The sequence below is a fragment of the Citrobacter sp. Cb080 genome (genome assembly GCF_030334745.1).
In the GTDB taxonomy this organism is placed as follows: Bacteria; Pseudomonadota; Gammaproteobacteria; order Enterobacterales; family Enterobacteriaceae; genus Citrobacter; species Citrobacter braakii.
On record NZ_JAOWDG010000021.1, the window covers coordinates 125380 to 147235 of the forward strand.

20 protein-coding genes are annotated in these 21856 nt (G+C 53.9%); 13 read left to right on the plus strand and 7 right to left on the minus strand.

Annotated elements, in window-relative coordinates; genetic code table 11:
- Positions 1 to 166 precede the first annotated feature (166 nt).
- From OGV38_RS00790 to iadA, 4 genes are all read left to right on the plus strand, one after another.
- Positions 167 to 1231 carry an AI-2E family transporter gene (locus OGV38_RS00790; RefSeq protein WP_016153975.1) on the plus strand — a complete coding sequence of 355 codons (1065 nt, stop codon included), beginning with the start codon at positions 167 to 169 and terminating at the stop codon, positions 1229 to 1231.
- A 166-nt stretch (positions 1232 to 1397) separates the two neighbouring features.
- Complete coding sequence (locus tag OGV38_RS00795) at positions 1398 to 2057, plus strand: nucleoside recognition domain-containing protein (protein WP_269517389.1); 660 nt, start codon at positions 1398 to 1400, stop codon at positions 2055 to 2057.
- Position 2058: 1 nt separating this feature from the next.
- A complete protein-coding gene (locus OGV38_RS00800; RefSeq protein WP_286472845.1) occupies positions 2059 to 2520 on the plus strand; it encodes a YjiG family protein in 462 nt (153 codons plus the stop codon).
- Positions 2521 to 2531: 11 nt separating this feature from the next.
- Complete coding sequence (gene iadA, locus OGV38_RS00805) at positions 2532 to 3695, plus strand: beta-aspartyl-peptidase (RefSeq protein ID WP_049041580.1); 1164 nt, start codon at positions 2532 to 2534, stop codon at positions 3693 to 3695.
- A 115-nt stretch (positions 3696 to 3810) separates the two neighbouring features.
- Here the strand turns inward: iadA and bcp are convergent, their stop codons facing one another.
- On the minus strand, positions 3811 to 4281 hold the full coding sequence (gene bcp / locus OGV38_RS00810) for a thioredoxin-dependent thiol peroxidase (protein ID WP_003835095.1): 471 nt from the start codon (positions 4279 to 4281) through the stop codon (positions 3811 to 3813).
- The gene (locus tag OGV38_RS00815; protein ID WP_019077363.1) at positions 4281 to 4853 is read right to left on the minus strand and encodes a glycine cleavage system transcriptional repressor; all 573 of its coding nucleotides are present in this window, start codon (positions 4851 to 4853) and stop codon (positions 4281 to 4283) included. Before OGV38_RS00815 ends, bcp begins: the two co-directional genes overlap by 1 nt.
- 145 nt (positions 4854 to 4998) lie before the next feature.
- On the opposite strand from OGV38_RS00815, the gene dapA reads away from it, so the two are divergent.
- The 6 genes from dapA (at position 4999) to ypfH (ending at position 11551) form a co-directional block, all read left to right on the plus strand.
- Entirely contained in the window at positions 4999 to 5877 is an 879-nt protein-coding gene (gene dapA / locus OGV38_RS00820) for a 4-hydroxy-tetrahydrodipicolinate synthase (protein ID WP_016153972.1), read from the plus strand.
- A 16-nt stretch (positions 5878 to 5893) separates the two neighbouring features.
- Positions 5894 to 6928 (plus strand): outer membrane protein assembly factor BamC, encoded by a 1035-nt coding sequence (bamC, locus tag OGV38_RS00825; RefSeq protein ID WP_016153971.1) that lies wholly within the window; start codon positions 5894 to 5896, stop codon positions 6926 to 6928.
- Positions 6929 to 7039: 111 nt separating this feature from the next.
- Complete coding sequence (purC, locus tag OGV38_RS00830; protein WP_286472846.1) at positions 7040 to 7753, plus strand: phosphoribosylaminoimidazolesuccinocarboxamide synthase; 714 nt, start codon at positions 7040 to 7042, stop codon at positions 7751 to 7753.
- Positions 7754 to 7881: 128 nt separating this feature from the next.
- Positions 7882 to 8748 carry a KPN_02809 family neutral zinc metallopeptidase gene (gene ypfJ, locus OGV38_RS00835; protein WP_016153970.1) on the plus strand — a complete coding sequence of 289 codons (867 nt, stop codon included), beginning with the start codon at positions 7882 to 7884 and terminating at the stop codon, positions 8746 to 8748.
- Between the two features lie 15 nt (positions 8749 to 8763).
- Positions 8764 to 10779 (plus strand): tRNA(Met) cytidine acetyltransferase TmcA, encoded by a 2016-nt coding sequence (locus OGV38_RS00840; RefSeq protein ID WP_049041582.1) that lies wholly within the window; start codon positions 8764 to 8766, stop codon positions 10777 to 10779.
- Between the two features lie 73 nt (positions 10780 to 10852).
- The gene (gene ypfH, locus OGV38_RS00845; RefSeq protein WP_016157110.1) at positions 10853 to 11551 is read left to right on the plus strand and encodes an esterase; all 699 of its coding nucleotides are present in this window, start codon (positions 10853 to 10855) and stop codon (positions 11549 to 11551) included.
- 48 nt (positions 11552 to 11599) lie between these two features.
- On the opposite strand, the gene OGV38_RS00850 is transcribed toward ypfH, so the two are convergent.
- Genes OGV38_RS00850 through OGV38_RS00860 form a run of 3 tightly spaced genes read right to left on the minus strand, consistent with a single transcriptional unit; the run spans position 11600 to position 13315 of the window.
- Positions 11600 to 11800 (minus strand): YpfN family protein, encoded by a 201-nt coding sequence (locus OGV38_RS00850; protein WP_003835080.1) that lies wholly within the window; start codon positions 11798 to 11800, stop codon positions 11600 to 11602.
- A 27-nt stretch (positions 11801 to 11827) separates the two neighbouring features.
- Positions 11828 to 12955 carry a succinyl-diaminopimelate desuccinylase gene (gene dapE, locus OGV38_RS00855; RefSeq protein WP_049270076.1) on the minus strand — a complete coding sequence of 376 codons (1128 nt, stop codon included), beginning with the start codon at positions 12953 to 12955 and terminating at the stop codon, positions 11828 to 11830.
- Positions 12956 to 12958: 3 nt separating this feature from the next.
- Positions 12959 to 13315: an ArsC family reductase gene (locus OGV38_RS00860; protein ID WP_016153966.1), complete on the minus strand. Its 357-nt coding sequence runs from the start codon at positions 13313 to 13315 to the stop codon at positions 12959 to 12961.
- A gap of 389 nt (positions 13316 to 13704) precedes the next feature.
- Here OGV38_RS00860 and ypfM point away from each other — a divergent pair, with 389 nt between their 5' ends.
- Positions 13705 to 13764, plus strand: coding sequence for a protein YpfM (gene ypfM / locus OGV38_RS00865; RefSeq protein ID WP_001386977.1), 60 nt, complete (start codon positions 13705 to 13707; stop codon positions 13762 to 13764).
- A gap of 75 nt (positions 13765 to 13839) precedes the next feature.
- Here the strand turns inward: ypfM and acrD are convergent, their stop codons facing one another.
- Positions 13840 to 16953 carry a multidrug efflux RND transporter permease AcrD gene (gene acrD, locus OGV38_RS00870; protein WP_286472848.1) on the minus strand — a complete coding sequence of 1038 codons (3114 nt, stop codon included), beginning with the start codon at positions 16951 to 16953 and terminating at the stop codon, positions 13840 to 13842.
- 184 nt (positions 16954 to 17137) lie between these two features.
- Complete coding sequence (gene narQ, locus OGV38_RS00875; protein WP_016157109.1) at positions 17138 to 18835, minus strand: nitrate/nitrite two-component system sensor histidine kinase NarQ; 1698 nt, start codon at positions 18833 to 18835, stop codon at positions 17138 to 17140.
- A 263-nt stretch (positions 18836 to 19098) separates the two neighbouring features.
- Between narQ and aegA the strand changes: the two genes are divergently transcribed.
- Together aegA and nudK are read left to right on the plus strand one after the other, a co-directional pair.
- Positions 19099 to 21078 (plus strand): formate-dependent uric acid utilization protein AegA, encoded by a 1980-nt coding sequence (gene aegA / locus OGV38_RS00880; RefSeq protein ID WP_016157108.1) that lies wholly within the window; start codon positions 19099 to 19101, stop codon positions 21076 to 21078.
- A 157-nt stretch (positions 21079 to 21235) separates the two neighbouring features.
- Positions 21236 to 21811 carry a GDP-mannose pyrophosphatase NudK gene (nudK, locus tag OGV38_RS00885; protein ID WP_016157107.1) on the plus strand — a complete coding sequence of 192 codons (576 nt, stop codon included), beginning with the start codon at positions 21236 to 21238 and terminating at the stop codon, positions 21809 to 21811.
- Positions 21812 to 21856 lie beyond the last annotated feature (45 nt).

Genomic DNA, 21856 nt, shown 5'->3' on the forward strand with positions numbered 1-21856 from the left:
CACACTCCGCAAGCTTAGGGAGTGTAACTGCGAAACCTGACGATGAACACCCAGGAAAAATGACTTTTCACTTTGCGTAATCCGCTATAAAAAGCGAAGTCTTTTTTGTGACATTTCGATACAATTCGGGATCGCAATCCCGCTATTGGATTCATGGAAGGGTTTTATGCTCGAAATGTTGATGCAATGGTATCGCCGCCGCTTTAGCGACCCCGAAGCCATCGCCTTGCTGATTATTCTGGTTGCCGGTTTTGGCATCCTGTTCTTTTTTAGCGGTCTTTTGGCGCCGCTGCTGGTCGCCATTGTGCTGGCGTACCTGCTCGAATGGCCGACAGTACGGCTGGAACATATTGGTTGTTCACGGCGTTGGGCAACATCGATTGTGTTGGTGGTGTTTGTCGGTATTTTGCTGCTGATGGCGTTTGTGGTAATGCCCGTTGCATGGCAACAGGGGATCTACCTGATCCGCGATATGCCCGGCATGCTCAATAAATTGTCTGATTTTGCCGCCACCTTACCGCGGCGTTATCCGGCGCTGATGGATGCGGGCATTATTGATGCGATGGCGGAGAATATGCGCTCGCGAATGCTCACCATGGGCGATTCGGTGGTGAAATATTCGCTAGCTTCACTGGTCGGATTGCTGACGCTGGCGGTGTATCTGATTCTCGTCCCGTTGATGGTGTTCTTCCTGATCAAAGATAAAGGACAAATGCTGAACGCTGTGCGTCGGGTGCTGCCGCGTAATCGCGGACTGGCGGGGCAGGTGTGGAAAGAGATGAACCAGCAAATCACCAACTATATCCGCGGCAAGGTGCTGGAAATGGTGGTGGTTGGCGTGGCGACCTGGCTCGGCTTCCTGCTGTTTGGCCTCAACTATTCGCTGCTGCTGGCGGTGCTGGTAGGCTTCTCCGTGCTGATCCCGTACATCGGCGCTTTCGTGGTCACTATTCCGGTGGTCGGTGTGGCATTGTTCCAGTTCGGGCTTGGCACCGAGTTCTGGAGCTGTTTTGCCGTATACCTGATAATCCAGGCGCTGGACGGTAATTTGCTGGTGCCGGTGCTGTTCTCCGAGGCGGTAAATCTGCATCCGCTGGTGATTATTCTCTCAGTGGTGATATTCGGCGGCCTGTGGGGATTCTGGGGCGTATTCTTTGCGATTCCTCTGGCGACGTTAATCAAAGCGGTAATGCATGCCTGGCCGGATGGTCAGGTCGTTGATGAACCCTAATCTGTTTGCTCCGGCGATGCAATGTCGCCGGAGCCGAACTTGTCTGACCTCTATCCACACATTCTGAATAATCTCCTCTGGTGTCGTTTTTCTCTGCGTTTGTCTTTAACTTGACCCGCGTGATGTCTTTAAGTCACGCAAGGAATAAGGCCAACAGGAGAACAAAATGGGTCACAACACACACACGCAGCAGAAGGTGGAATGGGGCGGTTATCTCGCTTTTTTTATTACTATTATTCTTTTTTCCGGCATGTTTGCGAAAAGTACCGAATGGTGGCGAGTCTTTGATTTCACCGTTCTCAACGGTGCGTTTGGGCAGATTAATGCGGCGGGGGACACGGCGGTCTCTTTTCGCGGCACGGGCGGTATGGGCGCAAAAGACGGCTTCTTATTCGCGCTTGAGCTGGCGCCTTCCGTCATTATTTCACTCGGGATAATTTCCGTCACCGAAGGGCTGGGAGGGTTGCGTGCGGCACAGCAACTGATGACGCCAGTCCTGCGCCCGTTACTCGGTATTCCGGGTATTTGTTCGCTGGCGCTGATTGCGAATATGCAAAATACCGATGCTGCGGCAGGGATGACTAAAGAAATGGCGGAAGAGGGCATTATCACTGAACAGGAACGTGCCATTTTTGCCTGCTGGCAAACCAGCGGCAGTGCGTGTATTACCAACTATTTTTCCTCGGGTGCTGCGTTGTTTACGATGGTTACCGTTCCGGTGATTACGCCGCTGGCGGTGATCCTTGTCTTCAAATTTGTGGGGGCGAACCTGCTGCGTTTGTGGATTGCGCAGCTGGAAAATCGCCGTACGCAGCAGGAGGCGTGAGATGACAACGCAAGTACGTAAAAACGTCATGGATATGTTTATCGATGGCGCACGGCGCGGATTCACTATTGCAACAACCAGCCTGTTGCCTAACGTGGTAATGGCGTTTGTGATTATTCAGGCGCTGAAGGTGACGGGACTGCTCGATATTGTCGGGCGGGTATGTGAGCCGGTAATGGCGCTGTGGGGACTGCCGGGCGAATCTGCTACCGTACTGCTGGCGGCGGTGATGAGTATGGGAGGCGGCGTCGGTGTTTGCGCCAGCCTGGTTGTCGCCGGTACGCTTTCGGGACATGATGCTACGGTGCTGTTACCGGCTATCTACCTGATGGGCAATCCGGTGCAAAATGTGGGACGCTGTCTGGTTACCGCGGGAGTCCATCCCCGTTATTACCCGCTTATTATTGCGGTATGCGTAATTAATGCGCTGCTCTCTATTTGGGTTATGCAGGTTATTGCCTGACAAGGAAGGTTATGAACTGTTCCATTCTTAATTTGACGTTGTTCCAGCAGGGACACGTGTACGCGCCGGAAGACTTAGGACGCCAGGATATACTGGTGTCTGACAGCAAAATTGTTGCCATCGCGCCGTCGATTTCCCCTGACGATTTTCCTGGCTGCGAGTGTATCAATCTTGACGGTGCGATTGTGTGCCCAGGATTTATCGATCAACACGTCCATCTGATTGGCGGCGGTGGAGAAGCGGGGCCGCACACCCGCACGCCGGAAGTACGCTTGTCGCGGCTGGTTGAAGCTGGCGTCACCTCGGTGGTGGGATTGCTGGGGACAGATGGTATTACCCGTCACCCTGAATCGCTGCTGGCGAAAACCCGCGCGCTGGAATTTGAAGGCATCAGCGCATGGATGCTGACCGGGGCGTATTCTCTGCCTTCCCCGACCATCACCGGCAGTATCGATCGCGATGTGGCGCTGATCGATAAAATTATTGGCGTGAAATGTGCTGTTTCGGACCATCGTTCTTCAGCCCCGGACACCTCGGCGCTGGCAAACATGGCGGCGCAGTCGCGCGTTGGCGGATTGTTAGGGCGCAAGCCGGGGATTAGCGTCTTCCATATGGGCGACAGCCCGCGCATGCTGGAGCCGTTGTACCAGATCCTCGACAGCTGCGATGTACCGATTACCAAGCTGCTGCCCACACACGTCAATCGTGCGGAACCGTTGTTTCAGTCGGCGCTGGAGTATGCCCGCAAAGGCGGTTATATCGACATTACCAGCAGCATTGATGAACCCGTCGACCCGGCCACGGCTATCGCCACGGCACTACGCCAGAACGTGCCGCTGTCGCGTATTACCTTGAGTTCAGACGGCAACGGTAGCCAGCCGGAATTTGATGACTACGGTAATCTTATCGGCATCGGTGTCGCAGGGTTTGAATCACTGGCTGAAACAGTGCGCCAGTTGGTGAAGGTTCATGCCATACCGCTGGAACTGGCGCTGTGTCCGCTGACGCGAACGGTCGCAGAATTTTTGGGACTGGAACATAAAGGGCGTCTGGCGGTGGGATGCGATGCCGACATTCTGGTGCTCAATGATGCGCTTGAAGTTCATCACCTGTGGGCGAAGGGAAAAGTCGTCGTCAGAGAGAAAAAAGCCTGTATAAAAGGGACATTTGAATAAACGACGTTGATGCCGGATGGCGGCGTAAACGCCTTATCCGGCTACGGAGTTATGCGGATGGTGGCCTGATAAGACGCGTGGCGTCACCATCAGGCGCTATCCGGCAAAATGTAAATCAGGCGTTCTCTTTCAGCCAGTTCATTACCACGTCGTGGTGGTTGCTGGTTTTGAAGTCATCAAACACATGCTCAATTTTCCCTTCAGCATCAATCAGGAAGCTGATGCGGTGGATGCCATCATAGGTTTTGCCCATAAATGACTTCTCACCCCAGACGCCGAACTGCTCGCAAACCTGGTGATCTTCGTCGGACAGGAGCGTGAAGTTAAGGACTTCTTTCTCCGCGAATCGGGAAAGCTTCTCTGGTTTATCGGTGCTGATTCCCAGCACTTCAACACCTGCTTTTTTTAACTCATCCATGTTATCGCGCAGGCCGCAGGCCTGTACGGTACAGCCGGGTGTCATGGCTTTCGGGTAAAAATAAACCAGAACACGCTGTCCCTGGAAGTCGGTTAAATTTACTTGTTCTCCGTCTTGATCCGGCAAGCTAAATTTCGGTGCGATATCACCGGCTTTCAGTGGGTTCATTACTTAACTCCATCCTGTTCATCATGCTGTGAGTAATTGACGACGTTAATACTGCCTTGCGCATTGAGTTCTGTACAGAGTGCTTTAAACGCATCTTCAATATTTGCCGAATCATGTGACGCAGGACTATGTGCGGTAATTTGAATAAACAGCTGTGCCGCCTTTTCGTTCTCAGCCGGTTGCGTGCGTGAAACCAGTTCCGCAATATTCATTTGGTGGCTGTCAAACAGGGCGGTAAAGCGTTCAATCAAATGCGGAGAATCAGGAACATCGACCTGCACCCATACCGTAGCGGGCATCGCCGGACGGGGGCGTGCGGTCGTGCGCTTCATCACAATCAGTAAATCCAGCTCTGCACCTTTCAACGGCAAGGTTGATTCAATTAGGGTTATGGCATTCCAGGTGCCCGACAGCAACATGATAAACGTGAACTCGTCACCCAGCATGGCCAGTCGGCTGTCTTCGATATTACAGCCGCAACTGCTGACATGACGTGTGATGGTGTTCACAATTCCCGGGCGGTCAGCACCCAGCGCAGTAATGACCAGATAGTGTTGCGATGACGATGTCAAACCTGTTCTTCCTTTGAGCGGTGAGGTAATCATAAGGAAAGCATAAAAAAAACATGCATACAACAATCAGAACGGCTCTGGTCGCTTGCTTTTATTGTCGTACCAAACGTACCATTGAGACACTTGTTTGCACAGAGGATGGCCCATGTTCACGGGAAGTATTGTCGCGCTTGTTACGCCGATGGATGAGAAAGGTAAAGTCTGCCGGTCGAGCCTGAAAAAACTGATTGATTATCATGTCGCCAGCGGCACCTCGGCGATCGTTTCGGTTGGCACCACCGGTGAGTCTGCCACCCTGAGTCATGATGAGCATGGCGATGTGGTGATGATGACCCTGGAGCTGGCCGACGGGCGTATTCCGGTGATTGCCGGAACCGGCGCTAATGCGACCGCGGAAGCCATTAGTCTGACGCAGCGTTTCAACGACAGTGGTGTTGTCGGCTGCCTGACGGTGACGCCTTACTACAACCGCCCAACCCAGGAAGGTTTGTTCCAGCATTTCAAAGCCATCGCTGAACATACTGACCTGCCGCAAATTCTGTATAATGTACCGTCCCGTACCGGCTGCGATATGTTGCCGGAAACCGTTGGTCGCCTGGCGAAAGTAAAAAATATTATCGCTATTAAAGAGGCCACGGGGAACTTAAGTCGCGTTCACCAGATCAAAGAGCTGGTTTCAGACGACTTTATTCTGCTCAGCGGTGATGACGCGACCGGACTGGATTTTATGCAGCTCGGTGGTCATGGCGTGATTTCCGTGACGTCTAACGTTGCGGCACGCGATATGGCCGAAATGTGCAAACTGGCGGCAGCCGGGAACTTTGCCGAGGCGCGGGTGATTAACCAGCGTCTGATGCCGTTACACAACAAACTATTTGTCGAACCCAATCCTATCCCAGTGAAATGGGCGTGTAAGGAGTTGGGACTTGTGGCGACCGATACGCTACGTCTGCCGATGACGCCAATCACGGATAATGCTCGTGAAATCGTCAAGGCGGCGCTTAAGCATGCCGGTTTGCTGTAAAGTTTAGGGAGATTTGATGGCTTACTCAGTACAAAAGTCGCGCCTGGCCAAGGTTGCGGGTGTTTCGCTTGTTATGTTGCTCGCGGCCTGTAGTTCTGACTCGCGTTATAAGCGCCAGGTGAGCGGTGATGAATCCTATCTGGAGGCCGCACCGCTTGCTGAGCTTCACGCTCCAGCTGGGATGATTCTGCCGGTTATGTCGGGTGACTATAATATCCCGGTCACCAACGGCAGCGGTGCCGTTGGTAAAGCGCTGGACATTCGCCCGCCGGCTCAGCCGTTAGCATTAGTCACCGGCGCTCGCACTCAGATCGCGGGTGATACGTCGACATTGCTGGTGGAAAATGGTCGTGGCAACACGCTGTGGCCACAGGTCGTTAGCGTCATTCAGTCTAAAAACTACACGATCACCAAACGTGATGATGCCAGCCAGACGTTGACCACCGACTGGGTTAACTGGAACCGTCTGGATGAAGACGAGCAGTACCGTGGACGTTATCAAATCTCGGTTAAACCGCAGGGTTATCAGCAAGCGGTAACGGTGAAACTGATTAACCTCGAGCAGGCGGGTAAACCCGTAGCTGATCCAGCATCAATGCAGCGTTACAGCGCTGAGATGATGAACGTTATCTCCGCAGGTCTGGATAAGAACGCCACTGATGCCGCGAATGCCGCGCAGAACCGCTCTGCCGCCACCATGGATGTTCAAAGTGCTGCCGATGACACCGGTTTACCGATGCTGGTGGTACGTGGACCGTTCAACGTGGTATGGCAACGTCTGCCGGCAGCGCTTGAGAAAGTGGGGATGAAAGTGACCGACAGCACCCGTTCTCAGGGCAGCATCGCCGTGACCTACAAACCTCTGTCTGATAGCAACTGGCAGGAGCTGGGCGCAAGCGATCCGGGTCTGGTATCCGGCGACTATAAACTGCAGGTCGGTGATTTAGACAACCGCAGTAGCTTGCAGTTTATCGATCCGAAGGGGCATACCCTAACGCAAAGCCAGAACGACGCGCTGGTCGCCGTCTTCCAGGCAGCGTTCAGTAAGTAAAAATAAAGGGCTGGATAACTCCAGCCCTTTTTTTCTGATATGATACGCAAACGTGTGCGTCGGCAGAAAAACGCAATATTTATCGTTAATTCACACCCAGGAGTAATAAAGATGCAAAAGCAAGCTGAGTTGTATCGTGGTAAAGCGAAGACCGTATACAGCACGGAAAACCCGGACCTGTTGGTGCTCGAATTCCGCAATGATGCGTCAGTAGGGGATGGCGCGCGCATTGAACAGTTTGATCGTAAAGGCATGGTGAACAACAAGTTCAACCATTTCATTATGACTAAACTGCAAGAAGCGGGCATTCCTACCCAGATGGAGCGACTGCTTTCCGATACTGAATGTCTGGTGAAAAAACTGGAGATGGTACCGGTTGAATGTGTGGTTCGTAACCGCGCAGCAGGCTCCCTGGTTAAGCGTTTAGGCGTTGAGGAAGGTATTGAACTGAATCCGCCGCTGTTTGATCTGTTCCTGAAAAACGATGCTATGCACGATCCAATGATTAACGATTCCTATTGTGAAACTTTTGGTTGGGTGAGCAAAGAGAATCTGGCGCGTATGAAAGAGCTGACCTACAAAGCCAACGACGTGCTGAAAAAGATGTTTGATGATGCCGGTCTGATTCTGGTCGACTTCAAACTTGAGTTTGGTTTGTATAAAGGTGAAGTGGTCCTGGGCGATGAGTTCTCACCGGACGGTAGCCGTCTGTGGGACAAAGAAACGCTGGATAAAATGGACAAAGATCGCTTCCGCCAGAGCCTGGGCGGCCTGATCGAAGCCTATGAAGCCGTCGCGCATCGTCTGGGTGTGAAGTTAGACTAACCCTCCCCTGAGCCGGCGATCGCTCTCCGGCTCATCAATCCCGCCGATTTTGATTACTGTTTCTTATGGTAATCCTGTTCCGAACCGCCTACGATCATCATCATAATGAATAAAAAGTTGAGGTGATTATGCGCTGGCAAGGGCGTCGTGAAAGTGACAATGTGGAAGACAGACGAAATAGCTCCGGTGGCGGCCCTTCTATAGGCGGCCCTGGTTTTCGTTTGCCCAGTGGTAAAGGCGGCATCATCCTGCTGATTGTGGTGCTGGTGGCGGGATATTATGGCGTGGATCTCACCGGATTAATGACCGGCCAGCCAGTTTCCCAACAGCAATCATCACACTCCATCAGCCCAAATGATGATGAAGCAGCAAAATTTACCTCGGTGATTCTGGCCACCACGGAAGATACCTGGGGGCAGCAGTTTGAAAAAATGGGCCGGACCTACCAACAGCCGAAGCTGGTAATGTATCGCGGAGCGACGCGTACTGGCTGTGGCGCGGGTCAGTCCGTGATGGGGCCGTTTTACTGCCCGGCGGATGGCACGGTGTATATCGACCTCTCATTTTATGATGACATGAAAAACAAGCTGGGCGCCGATGGTGATTTTGCTCAGGGCTATGTTATCGCCCATGAAGTGGGCCACCACGTGCAGAAACTGCTGGGTATTGAACCGAAAGTTCGCCAGATGCAGCAGAATGCCTCACAGGCTGAGGTGAACCGTCTTTCCGTACGTATGGAACTGCAGGCGGACTGCTTTGCCGGCGTCTGGGGCAACAGTATGCAGCAGCAGGGCGTGCTGGAGTCCGGCGACCTGGCTGAAGCGCTGAACGCCGCTCAGGCTATTGGCGACGATCGCCTGCAGCAGCAGGGACAAGGACGCGTTGTGCCGGACAGCTTTACCCACGGCACTTCTGAGCAGCGGCTTAGCTGGTTCAAACGCGGTTTTGACAGCGGCGATCCGGGACAATGTAATACTTTTGGTAAAGGCATTTAAGCTACTGAGGCAGGGATGTCTGATAACACGGCGCTGAGCGCGTTAACCGAACAGATGGCCCACGAAGGGATCCGTCGTCTGCTGATTATCAGTGGTGAGGGGAACTGGTGTCAGGAGCGGGCTTTAGCGCTACGCGACACGTTACCCGGCGACTGGTTATGGGTGGGCGCACAAGCCCCTGCTGAGCCGAACTGTACGCCACAGGCGCTGCAAACGTTATTAGGCCGCGAGTTTCGTCATGCGGTTTTTGACGCCGGGCAGGGATTTGACGCTGCGGCGTTTGCCGCCTTAAGCGGAACGCTGATCGCCGGGAGCTGGCTGGTTTTGCTGACTCCCCCCTGGCATACCTGGCACACGCATCCGGACGTGGATTCACTGCGCTGGAGCGACTGTGCTGAACCTATCCCAACGCCGCACTTTGTTGAACATGTCAAACGGGTGATTTCCCGTGACGGACAGGCTCTGCACTGGCAGCAGCATCACGCAGTTTCCAGCCCGCGTTTTCCTGTTCGTGCAGTCTGGCACGCGGCAACCGGTGATCCTCAGCCTGAACAGGCGATGATTTTAACCCAGTTGCTGGATATGCCTCCCGGCGTGGCTGCGGTCACAGCTGCACGTGGCCGGGGCAAATCGGCTCTGGCAGGGCAACTGATAGCACGTATCAACGGGACCGCGATTGTCACCGCGCCTGCTAAAGCGGCAACGGATGTGCTGGCGCAATTTGCCGCAGAGCGATACCGCTTTATGGCCCCGGATGCGCTGTTAAGCAGCTCTGCAACCGCAGACTGGCTGATTGTGGATGAAGCCGCCGCGATCCCCGCGCCGCTGCTACACCAACTGGTTGCGCGTTTCCCTCGTACGCTGTTAACCACCACCGTACAGGGCTACGAGGGAACCGGCAGAGGCTTTTTGCTGAAATTCTGCGCCCGCTTTCCCCATCTTCGACGCTATGAGTTGCAACAACCCGTACGCTGGGCGCAGGGATGTCCGCTGGAGAAAATCGTCAGCGATGCGCTGGTGTTTGACGACGAAACCTTTGCGCATGCCCCCTTAGGGGAGCTTAACTTCTCGGCATTTGAGCAACTCTCATGGCAGACAAACCCGGCGCTGCCGTTAGCGGTATATCAGCTACTTTCCGGTGCGCATTATCGCACCTCGCCACTGGATCTGCGGCGAATGATGGACGCGCCGGGTCAGCATTTTCTTCAGGCTTCGGCTGCTGACTCGGTGGCGGGTGCCGTCTGGCTGGTCGACGAGGGGGGATTATCCGCAGAATTAAGCCAGGCCGTCTGGGCCGGATATCGCCGACCAAGAGGAAATTTGGTTGCGCAGTCACTGGCGGCGCACGGCGGAGACCCATTGGCAGCGACGCTCGTCGGGCGGCGGGTCAGTCGAATTGCGGTTCATCCCGCGCGTCAAAGGGAAGGTATTGGGCAACAGCTGATTCTGCAGGCCCGGCACTATTGCACGCAGTGCGACTATCTGTCCGTCAGCTTTGGTTATACGGCTGAAATATGGCGTTTCTGGCAGCGCTGCGGTTTTGTCCTGGTACGGATGGGCAATCATCGGGAAGCTAGCAGCGGCTGTTATACCGCTATGGCGGTGCTGCCCATCAGTGAAGCGGGAAAACGCCTTGCCTGGCGGGCGCACCAGCGCCTGCGACGGGATGCGGAGATTCTTGCTCAGTGGAACGCAGAGCGCATTCCGCTGGTACCACTGAAAGAGACTACGCTTAATGAGGATGACTGGGGTGAGCTGGCTGGGTTTGCCTTCGCGCATCGACCATTACTGACATCATTAGGTTGTCTGAGTCGTTTGCTTGAGCGCAGCGAGTTGCCTCTTCCGGCATTGCGCGGGCGTATACAGGCTCAACGCAGCGATGCTGAATTGTGCCAACAGCTGAAAATATCGGGTCGCAAAGCGCTGTTGGCAGTTCAGCGCGCCGAGGCGGCGCAGGCCTTAAAACAGCTGGATGCTGAGCGTGAACAACGGCTACATAATCGCATTATGCAATGGCAATTTTTTCACTAACTTCTTCAATTTCCTGGCATGGTCATTGCGGTTAAGCGGCGTAGAATGATTCTCATCAGTTAAGGAGATCGCCATGAAACATGACCATTTTGTTGTTCAAAGTCCCGATAAACCCGCTCAACAGCTCTTGTTGCTGTTTCATGGCGTCGGCGATAACCCGGTTGCCATGGGCGAAATTGGCTCCTGGTTTGCGCCGCTGTTTCCGGATGCGCTAATCGTCAGCATTGGCGGGGCAGAGCCTTATGGTACGACTTCCGGGCGTCAGTGGTTTTCTGTACAGGGGATAACGGAAGAGAACCGCCAGGCGCGTATTGACGCGATTATGCCGGTCTTTATCGAAACCGTTCGCTACTGGCAGAAGCAAAGCGGCGTTTCGCCCCAGGCGACCGCGCTGATTGGTTTTTCTCAGGGCTCGATTATGTCGCTTGAGAGTATTAAAGCCGAGCCTGGGCTGGCGTCGCGGGTCATCGCCTTTAATGGTCGCTATGCCACGTTGCCGGAGGTTGCAACCACCGCGACGACGGTGCATTTGATTCACGGCGGTGAAGACCGGGTGATTGAGTTATCTCATGCCGTTGCCGCACAGGAGGCGTTAATACGTGCCGGTGGGGATGTGACGCTGGATATCGTCGAAAATCTGGGGCACGCCATTGATGAACGCAGTATGCAGTTTGCGCTCGACCACCTGCGTTTTACCGTACCGAAGCACTACTTTGATGAAGCGCTGAGCGGCGGTAAGCCTCACGATGATGATGTGATTGAGATGATTTAACCCGCAGGCCGGATGGCGATGTGAAACCGCCATTCGGCCTACGTTGGCTTATTTCTTCGGTTGATCCTTGTTTGGCCAATCGTCGTCGTCATCCCATTTATCGTTAAAATCACGATGCGGGGGAAGCTCCGGCTTATTGGCAAGAAATTTCTTGTGGTCGACGCGCTTGAGATCTTTAATCACGTTCAGCAATACGCCTACCAGAAACACCAACACTAGAATCCACCAGTATTTTGCCAGCCAGTCCATGCTCATTTCCTCTTACAGGAACACTCATCAGGCGACGAGTTGCTCCATGATACGTTGATACATACGGGCAAGCAGCTGCAGGTCGGCGGCATTAACACATTCATTAATTTTATGAATGGTCGCGTTGACCGGCCCCAGTTCTACTACCTGTGCCCCCATGCGGGCAATAAAACGCCCGTCGGACGTCCCGCCTGTAGTCAGTAACTGCGGTTTAATCTCATTATAGTGCTCAATGGCGTTCACCACCGCATCCACCAGTTTACCGCGTGCGGTCAGGAACGGCTGACCGGAAAGCCACCAGTCGACGGTATAACGCAACTGATGTTTCTCCAGCAGTTCCAGCACCCGGGACTTAATCATTTCATCGTTTAATTCGGTGCTGAAACGGAAGTTGAACTGGATAAACAGTTCGCCGGGAATAACATTGTTGCTGCCGGTTCCTGCCTGAATATTGGCAATCTGCATGCTGGTCGCCGGGAAGAATTCGTTGCCCTGATCCCACTCAATCGCCACCAGTTCATTGAGCATTGGCGCCGCGCGGTGTACCGGGTTATCGGCCAGATGCGGGTAGGCTACGTGGCCCTGCACGCCGTGAATGGTCAGATTGCAGGTCAGTGAACCACGACGCCCATTTTTCACCACGTCGCCAACGATTTCCGTACTGGACGGCTCGCCAACCAGACAATAATCCAGTCGTTCATTGCGCGCTATAAGTGCTTCAACCACTTTTACGGTGCCGTTTTGGGCGCTGGCCTCTTCGTCAGAGGTTATCAAAAACGCCAGACGACCCTGATGGTTCGGATGCTGGGCGACAAAACGTTCTGCGGCCACGACCATTGCCGCCAGTGAGCCTTTCATATCGGCTGCGCCACGCCCGAACAACATGCCATCGCGAATGGTCGGTTCGAACGGTGGATTAATCCAACGATCGACATCGCCGACAGGCACTACGTCAGTGTGACCGGCAAATGCCAGAGTCTCACCTTTGCCGCGCCATGCCCAAAAATTCTGTGTGTCACCAAAATCCATACGCTCAACGGTAAAACCTACCGCGCGCAGGCGTTCAATCATTAACGCCTGGCACCCGGCATCATCCGGGCTCAGGGAAGGACGGCGAATAAGCTGCTGTGTCAGCTCAATAACCGGGCACGACATAGACTATACCTCATTAAAAAACTGCGTATAACTGGATTCACTAAAGCCAAGCAGCATAGGCTTACCCGGCGCGCAGAGCAATGGGCGTTTGATAATTGCAGGCATTTCAATCATCAATGCAGCAGCAGAGGACGCATCGGTGATTTGGTTACGTGTGGCTTCATCCAGTTTGCGCCAGGTGGTTCCACGTGTATTGAGCAGCGCCTCCCAACCTAATTCGCTGATAAAGGCGTGTAATAACGCATTGTCCAGGCCGTCGACGCGATAATCATGGAAGCGGTAGTCGACCCCATTGTCTTCCAGCCAGCGTCTGGCTTTTTTAATCGTATCGCAATTCTTAATGCCGTAGAGGGTGATCATTTGAATCCTTATTGACGTAATTTGAATATTTATTCTCGTGTTCTATAAACATGAATAATACATATTGTCATCGAACCGTTATAGAAAAATATAACATTGTTGTTGAATGGTGAATAATGATTCCTGAAAGTTCCAAAATTCACGGGAAACTGAAAATCAGAATTTGCCTGTTTGCATCAGCCTGTTTTTCCATCAGAATTGCCAAAGTCGTAGATGATGTATGAATATTTCAAAATATTGCAGTAAGTCACATAAAATTTATGGGGTTAGCGCATAGTGATTACATATACCCCCGAACACTGGAGGATGTAATCGCAACCATTGGTTAAATGATCTTCTTTTTATGATGATGATTTCGTAGAATGCCCATAATAATAAGAGAGGTTGTTATGATTGAACGTGAACTGGGGAACTGGAAAGACTTTATCGAAGTGATGCTTCGTAAATAATTTTCTGGAAGAAATTCATATCCTGCAAAGGATAATAAAAGGCGACTCAACGTAAGTCGCCTTTTTTGTGTCCGATTATTCTGGGCGTGGCTTCAACGGGAAACGTCTGCGTACCAGCACAAAGAACAGAGGAACAAAGTAAATCGCCAGGATAGTGGCTGAAATCATCCCGCCCATTACGCCAGTCCCCACCGCATGCTGACCGCCGGAACCTGCGCCACTGCTGATGGTCATCGGCAACACCCCAAAGATAAACGCCAGTGACGTCATCAGAATTGGGCGTAAGCGTTGGCGACAGGCATGCAGCGTGGCGTCGAGCAAGTCGTGACCTTTCTCGTTCATCTCATTGGCGAATTCAACAATCAATATTGCGTTCTTCGCCGAAAGCCCGATCACGGTGAGTAACCCGACCTGAAAGTACACGTCGTTTTCCAGGCCGCGCATCCAGGTAGCGAGCAGCGCGCCAATGACCCCCAGCGGTACAACCAGCATGACGGAGAAGGGAACCGACCAGCTTTCGTACAACGCCGCCAGACACAGGAACACCACCAGCAAAGAAATGGCGTACAGAGCTGGCGCCTGAGAGCCCGACAGCCGTTCCTGGTAAGACATCGCGGTCCATTCGAGGCCGAATCCGGTCGGCAACTGGTGGACCAGCGATTCCATAATGTCCATCGCCGTACCGGTACTGACGCCTGGGGCGGCTTCGCCAACAATCTCGACGGCGGAGTAGCCGTTATAGCGTTCCAGACGCGGTGAACCCGTTTCCCAGCGCGACGTGGCAAAGGCCGAGAAAGGCACCATGCCGCCGCTATTATTGCGGACGTACCACAGATTGATGTCGTCCGGGAGCATGCGATATTTTGCCGCCGCCTGCACGTAAACCTTCTTCACGCGACCCCGGTCCATAAAGTCATTGACGTAGCTGGAGCCCCAGGCCGTTTGCAAGGTGTCGTTGATGTCATCAATGGAAACGCCCAGCGCCTGGGCTTTGCGCTGATCGATATCAATTTGCAACTGCGGGCTGTCGTCCAGACCATTATGACGAACGCGGGTCAGAGACGCGTCTTTCCCGGCCAGCTCAATCAGCTTGTCGCGCGCGGCCATTAACGCATCATGGCCCGCACCGGCGTGATCTTGCAGCTCCATATCGAAACCGGCAGAGCTCCCGAGACCGCTAATCGCCGGAGGGCTGCTGGCGAAGACGCGGGCTTCCTTAATCTTATTAAAGGCTTTGGTCGCGCGCTCGATGATGGCGAAAGAGGTTCCGGTGGTGGTGTCGCGATCATCCCAGTCTTTTAAGCGGACAAACATCCGCGCCACGTTTTGACCGTTCCCGCCAGGGCCGGAACCGACCGTGGAAAAGACCGACGTAATGTTGTCTTTCTCATGGGTGAAGTAATACTTCTCCACTTCCTCAACCACTTTCAATGTTTGCTGCTGCGTGGAGCCGCTGGGCAACTGTATCGAGGTGGTAAACATGCCGCGGTCTTCGAGCGGCAGGAAGGAGGTTGGCAGGCGCAGGAACAGGAAAACCATACCGCCGAGCAGCAGGCCGTAAATCAGTATCCAGCGCAGGCTGCGGTGCAGGATCCTGGCGACGCCTTTTTCGTAGCGTTCGGCGTTGCGGTTAAACATCCGGTTAAACCAGCCAAAGAAACCGGTTTGCCCGTGATGCTCGCCTTTATGTAACGGTTTGAGCAGAGTGGCGCACAGGGCAGGGGTGAGGATCATCGCCACCAGAACTGAAAGAACCATTGCGGAGACGATGGTAATCGAGAACTGGCGGTAAATAGCCCCGGTAGTGCCGCCGAAGAAGGCCATCGGGATAAACACCGCCGATAGCACCATGGCGATACCGACCAGCGCTCCCTGGATTTGCCCCATCGATTTCCGCGTCGCTTCCCGCGGCGAGAGGCCTTCCTCACTCATAATACGCTCGACGTTTTCCACCACCACAATGGCATCATCGACCAGCAGGCCGATCGCCAGCACCATCGCAAACATCGTCAGGGTGTTAACGCTGTAGCCAAAGGCGTAGAGCACGGAAAAAGTACCCATCAGGACGACGGGAACGGCGATTGTAGGGATCAGCGTGGCGCGGAAGTTTTGCAGGAACAGGTACATCACAAGAAATACCAGCGCGATCGCTTCCAGCAGCGTTTTCACCACGTCGATAATTGAGGCTTTGACAAAGGAGGTAGTTTCATACGCCACCTTGTATTCCAGCCCGTGCGGAAAATACTGTGAGAGCTCGTTCAGGCGGTCGATAACCAGCTCCGCCGTTGCCATTTCATTGGCACCGGAGGCCAGTTTTACCCCCAGACCGGAAGCCGGGTGGCCGTTGAAGCGGCTGAGATAGTCGTACTTTTCCGCACCCATTTCGACCGTCGCCACATCACCCAGTTTAACTTCTGAGCCGTCCTGGTTGACGCGTAGCGTAATCGCGCGGAATTCATCCGGAGTCTGCAGCAGCGACTGGGCGTTGATTGTCGCATTCAGCGCTTGTTTGTCTACCGAAGGCGTGCCGCCAAGTTGCCCGACGGCAATCTGCGCATTCTGTGATTCGATAGCATCGGTCACATCTTTGGCGGTCATCTGGAAGCTGTTAAGTTTGACCGGGTCGAGCCAGATACGCATGGAATATTGTGAACCGTAGGCGTCAATATCGCCCACGCCGTTTATACGACTGAGCGGATCCTGGATATTACTGGCGACGTAGTCGGCGATGTCCTGCTTATCCATTGAGCCATCGGTGGAGACGAAGGCGATAGTCAGAATATTGGTGTCCCCGGTCTTGCGCACCGTGACCCCTTGATTCTGTACCGCCTGCGGCAGCTTACGCATTGCCGATTGCAGCTGGTTTTGCACCTGCTGGACGGCTTCATCAGGATCGGTTCCCGCGAGGAAGCTCAGCGTAACTGACGCCTGGCCTGTCCCGCTGCTCTGCGACGACATGTACATCAGATTATCGAGACCAGTCATGTTCTGCTCGATAACCTGGGTGGCGGTATTTTCCAGGGTTTGTGCGGACGCGCCAGGGTAGTTCGCGGTTACCCGCACGTTTGGCGGTGCCAGATCGGGATATTGCTCAACGGGCAGCGAAAAAATAGCCAGGGCTCCTGTCAGGCACAACAGGATTGCTAACACCCAGGCAAAAATGGGGCGATCGATGAAAAAATTCGCCATTAAAAGGGGACCTCGTGTTTCTGCGTATCGTTATGGGTGTGAATTGCTTCACTTTAGCGGCAAGGTACGGGGCAAACGTGGAGAAAAAAAGAAGATAATGTAAATTATCATGCCCGTTTACAGCATACCTTTCGTGCCAACGCCGTCAGGCCTGGATCGAGAACCGACGGCGCTTTGCGGTTCTTTACGTTAGCTCTCCGTCGGATTCTGCCGAACGAAAACTGATACTCACCAGCGTTCCCCCTCCGGAGGGTTGAGAGAAAGTCAGCGTGCCGCTCAGCCTTTCCGCCCGCTCGCGCATAATATTTAACCCATAGTGCCCCGAAGGCTCATGCGGCTCGCCAATGCCGATGCCGTTATCGCGAATATAAACCGTGTGATTACCATCCGGCGCGGTGACGCAACTGACGGCAATTTCGGTTGCGCTGGCATGTTTAATCGCGTTCAGCACCGCTTCACGGACGATCTGCAGCAGATGCACCTGCATTTGCGCGTCCAGCGCCAGCGTCGGTAACCGGCAATCAAGCGTCAGTTTAGCCGAGGTCTGATTTTGCAGCGTTTCCAGCATTTCATGCAGGGCGGAGGGGAGATCGGCCTGCTGTAAAGTCAGGCGGAAGGTGGTGAGCAGTTCGCGTAGCTGGCGGTAGGCGTCGTTCAGCGCCTGAGAGAAATCCGCCATAATGCTTTGCGCTGGGGCGTTATCTTCGGGAATCGAACGCTTCAGCAGCGTGAGCTGAATGCGTAAATAAGAGAGCACTTGCGCCAGCGAGTCGTGCAGCTCGCGCGCAATCGTCGCCCGCTCCTCCATTAACAACAGCTGCTGAAAATGTTTTTGCGCCTGGTTGAAGTACAACCCGCGACCCAGCATCGAGGAGACGCTGTTAAGCAGCGGGGTAGAAGCATTGACGTTCGGGCTTTGCCAGTGCAGTTCACCGTAGACGGTTTCCTGCATGGTGACCGGCAGGATCTGCATCGGCAGCTCGGGGCTTTTTGCGCCTTCGCTAATTCGCCAGTTATCTCCGACGGTGAGTTCCAGGAAATAGGCGGCGTCATGCTCGCGGACGATCTGTAAAATATGGCGGAAGCAGTACACATCAATCTGACTGGTATTTAACGCCTGAGAGCACTGATACAACACTTCCAGACGACGATTAGCTTCGTGGAGATCGTGGGTCTTCTCAGCGACAGACGCTTCCAGTGAGCGGTACAGCTTGTGTAATTCACTCGACATCTGGCTGAAGGTCTTGCCCAACAACCCGAGTTCGTTGGGCAAATCAGTATCCAGCGAGGGGATGTCAAACTGACCGTGTTCAATGTGCTGGCTGGCCACCACCAGCTTATTCAGCGGACGCACCACCTGCTGGCGAATACGCCGTAAGGTAAAGAAAACGAGGGTGAAAATGCCGATCCCGCCCGCCAGTGAAATACCAAAAACCAGCATCACTTTGCGTTCGGCATAATGTTGCAGCGCCAGCACGAAGAGATCGATTTGATCGACATAGTTATTGATATTGCTCTGGTACCAATTTAAATCGCCATCGATCAGACGGGCGTTCATTTCCAGCCAGTTTGCATGTAGACGTCCATAGCGACTTTTTACCGCTTGAGGCACGTACCACGCGTTCAGGTTCTGTAGTGCTGGCGAGTTTAGCGCCTGCTGGAAAAGCTGGCGGTGAGCGTTAAGCTGCGGACTTTGGCTTTGCAGATCGTAACCCAGACGGTAACTTTGCATGCGCAATGAGCCAGCCACGTTGATGGCTTCGGCATCTCGTAAGCTGCTGGTCAGCGTGAGCAGAGCAATACCCGTTGAGAGAATCGACAACAGCACTATGTAGAAAAAAGCTTTAGCCAGACTGGCCGAGACCGGACGCTTTACCGTCACTTGTGCATCCTCACACAATACACGTCGCGCCTTAAAACAGCCCGAACGATGCGGTGTATTTGATAAATGTTAATAAAACGCCATGAAACTGGATGGTAACTGAAACACAATTTCATATGCGATGAAATAAATTGATCTGCCACAGGTTCTGGATAAATAGTTGTGCTTCCTGGGCAAATGAACATTGCCGCTTCCTTCCGTGTCGGTTAATAACAACACTCATATAAAGAATAAGGTTTTTGCAACCAAAAAAGAAGGAAGCCATGAATCGTTTTATTATGGTTAATAGCCAGCAGTGCCTGGGATGCCATGCCTGTGAGGTCGCCTGCGTCATGGCTCACAACGGCGAGCAGCATGTCCTGAGTCAACGGCATTTCCAGCCCCGAATTACCGTCATCAAGCATCAGCAGCAGCGCAGTGCGGTAACCTGCCATCACTGTGAAGATGCGCCCTGCGCCAGAAGTTGCCCGAACGGGGCAATCAGCCATGATAACGACAGCGTTCAGGTGAACCCGAAAAAGTGTATTGGCTGTAAATCGTGCGTCGTTGCTTGTCCTTTCGGCACGATGCAGATCGTACTCACTCCTGTCGCTAAAGGGAAGGTGAAAGCCACTGCGCACAAATGCGATTTGTGTCAGGGACGCGAACAAGGACCTGCCTGCGTAGAGAACTGTCCGGCGCAAGCGTTACAACTGGTGACGGAAAATTCGCTTACTGGTCTGTCAAAAGCGCGCAGACTACGCACCGCCAGTCTGGAAAGCCAGCCCTGGCACGCCAACGCCACCGATTTCGTTTCGCATAAAATTACCAAACGTGAGCAAATGCAGGCGACGCCTGCGCGTGGTGAGCCGGATAAGCTGGCAATTGAGGCCCGTAAAACCAGCTTTGAGGAGATCTATCTGCCGTTTCGTACGGCGCAGGCGGAACGGGAAGCGTCCCGCTGCCTGAAATGCGGCGACCACAGTATTTGCGAATGGACCTGCCCATTGCATAACCATATTCCGCAGTGGATTGAACTGGTCAAAGCCGGGAATATCGATGCGGCGGTTGAGCTTTCTCACCAGACCAACTGCCTGCCGGAAGTGACCGGGCGCGTATGTCCGCAGGACCGACTTTGCGAAGGGGCATGTACGGTGCGTAGCGAGCATGGGGCGGTCACTATCGGAAATATTGAGCGTTACATCTCTGATCGGGCCCTGAGCAAAGGATGGCGACCGGACTTAAGCCACGTGCAGAAAGTGGATAAGCGCGTTGCTATCATCGGCGCGGGTCCGGCGGGTCTGGCCTGCGCGGATGTTCTGGCGCGCAGCGGAGTCAGCGCCACCGTATACGATCGCCACCCTGAAATCGGCGGTTTGCTGACGTTCGGCATTCCGGCCTTCAAGCTGGACAAATCGCTGCTGGCCCGCCGCCGTGAAATCTTCAGCGCCATGGGTATTCATTTCGAACTTAACTGTGAAGTGGGTAAGGATGTGGCGCTGTCGGCGCTGCTGGAGGATTACGATGCCGTGTTCGTGGGCGTAGGAACCTATCGTTCCATGAAGGCGGATCTGCCGAATGAAGACGCGCCTGGCGTTTATGACGCGTTACCGTTCCTGATCGCCAACACCAAGCAGGTGATGGGGCTGGATGAACTGCCTGAAGAGCCGTTCATCGACACCGCCGGACTGAACGTGGTTGTACTGGGCGGAGGCGATACGGCGATGGACTGCGTGCGTACCGCGCTGCGTCACGGCGCACGCCAGGTGACCTGCGCTTATCGTCGTGATGAAGCCAACATGCCCGGTTCGAAAAAAGAGGTGAAGAACGCCCGGGAAGAGGGGGCGAACTTCGAGTTTAACGTCCAGCCGGTTGAGCTGGTGTTGCATGATGATGGCCGAGTCAGCGGCGTGCGTTTTTTACGTACCCAGCTTGGCGAGCCGGACGCGCAGGGGCGTCGTCGCCCGGTTCCCCTCGCCGGGAGTGAGTTTGTCATGCCCGCAGATGCGGTGATCATGGCGTTTGGTTTTCACCCACATGGCATGCCGTGGCTGGAGACGCATGGGGTTAAGGTCGATAACTGGGGGCGCATAGCCGCCAATGTTGAAAGCGCATACCGTTATCAAACCAGTAACCCGAAAATCTTCGCTGGTGGCGACGCGGTACGTGGTGCTGATCTGGTGGTTACGGCGATGGCGGAAGGACGGCATGCCGCCCAGGGGATCGTCGACTGGCTGGGCGTAAAATCAGTCAAATCTCACTAAGTCGCTAAGAAGGCCGGATAAGGCGCGTTAGCGTTGCTATCCGGCTCTGTGCCGCCTAATTGCCTGATGGCGCTTCGCTTATCAGGCCGACATTGCACCAAGACAAACCCGGTTTCACGGCGTAGTATTATTTCTCACTTCTTGCTGTGGAGCCGGTATGTCGCAAAAAATTACCCTCATCAAAGATAAAGTCCTTTCCGATAACTACTTCATCCTGCGCAATATCACCTATGACCTGACCCGTAGCAATGGAGAGGTGATTCGTCACAAACGCGAGGTTTACGATCGCGGCAACGGCGCCACTATCCTGCTGTATAACCCGGAGAAGAAAACGGTGGTGCTCATCCGCCAGTTTCGCGTCGCCACCTGGGTCAATGGTAATGAAAGCGGTCAACTGATTGAAACCTGCGCCGGGCTGCTGGATAACGACGAACCGGAAGCGTGCATTCGGAAAGAGGCCATTGAAGAGACCGGCTTTGAAGTGGGGGAAGTGCGTAAGCTGTTTGAGCTCTATATGTCGCCGGGCGGCGTGACGGAGATAATTCATTTCTTTATTGCACAATACAGCGACAGCCAGCGGGCAAATGCGGGCGGAGGGGTGGAAGATGAAGATATTGAGGTTCTGGAGCTGCCGTTCACCCAGGCGCTGGAAATGATTAAAACGGGTGAAATCCGTGACGGTAAGACAGTGCTATTGCTGAACTATTTGCAGTCGTCGCATCTCATGGACTAATGCGCGGGATTTATATTTCTTTACAAATTTTCGGCCAATCCGACG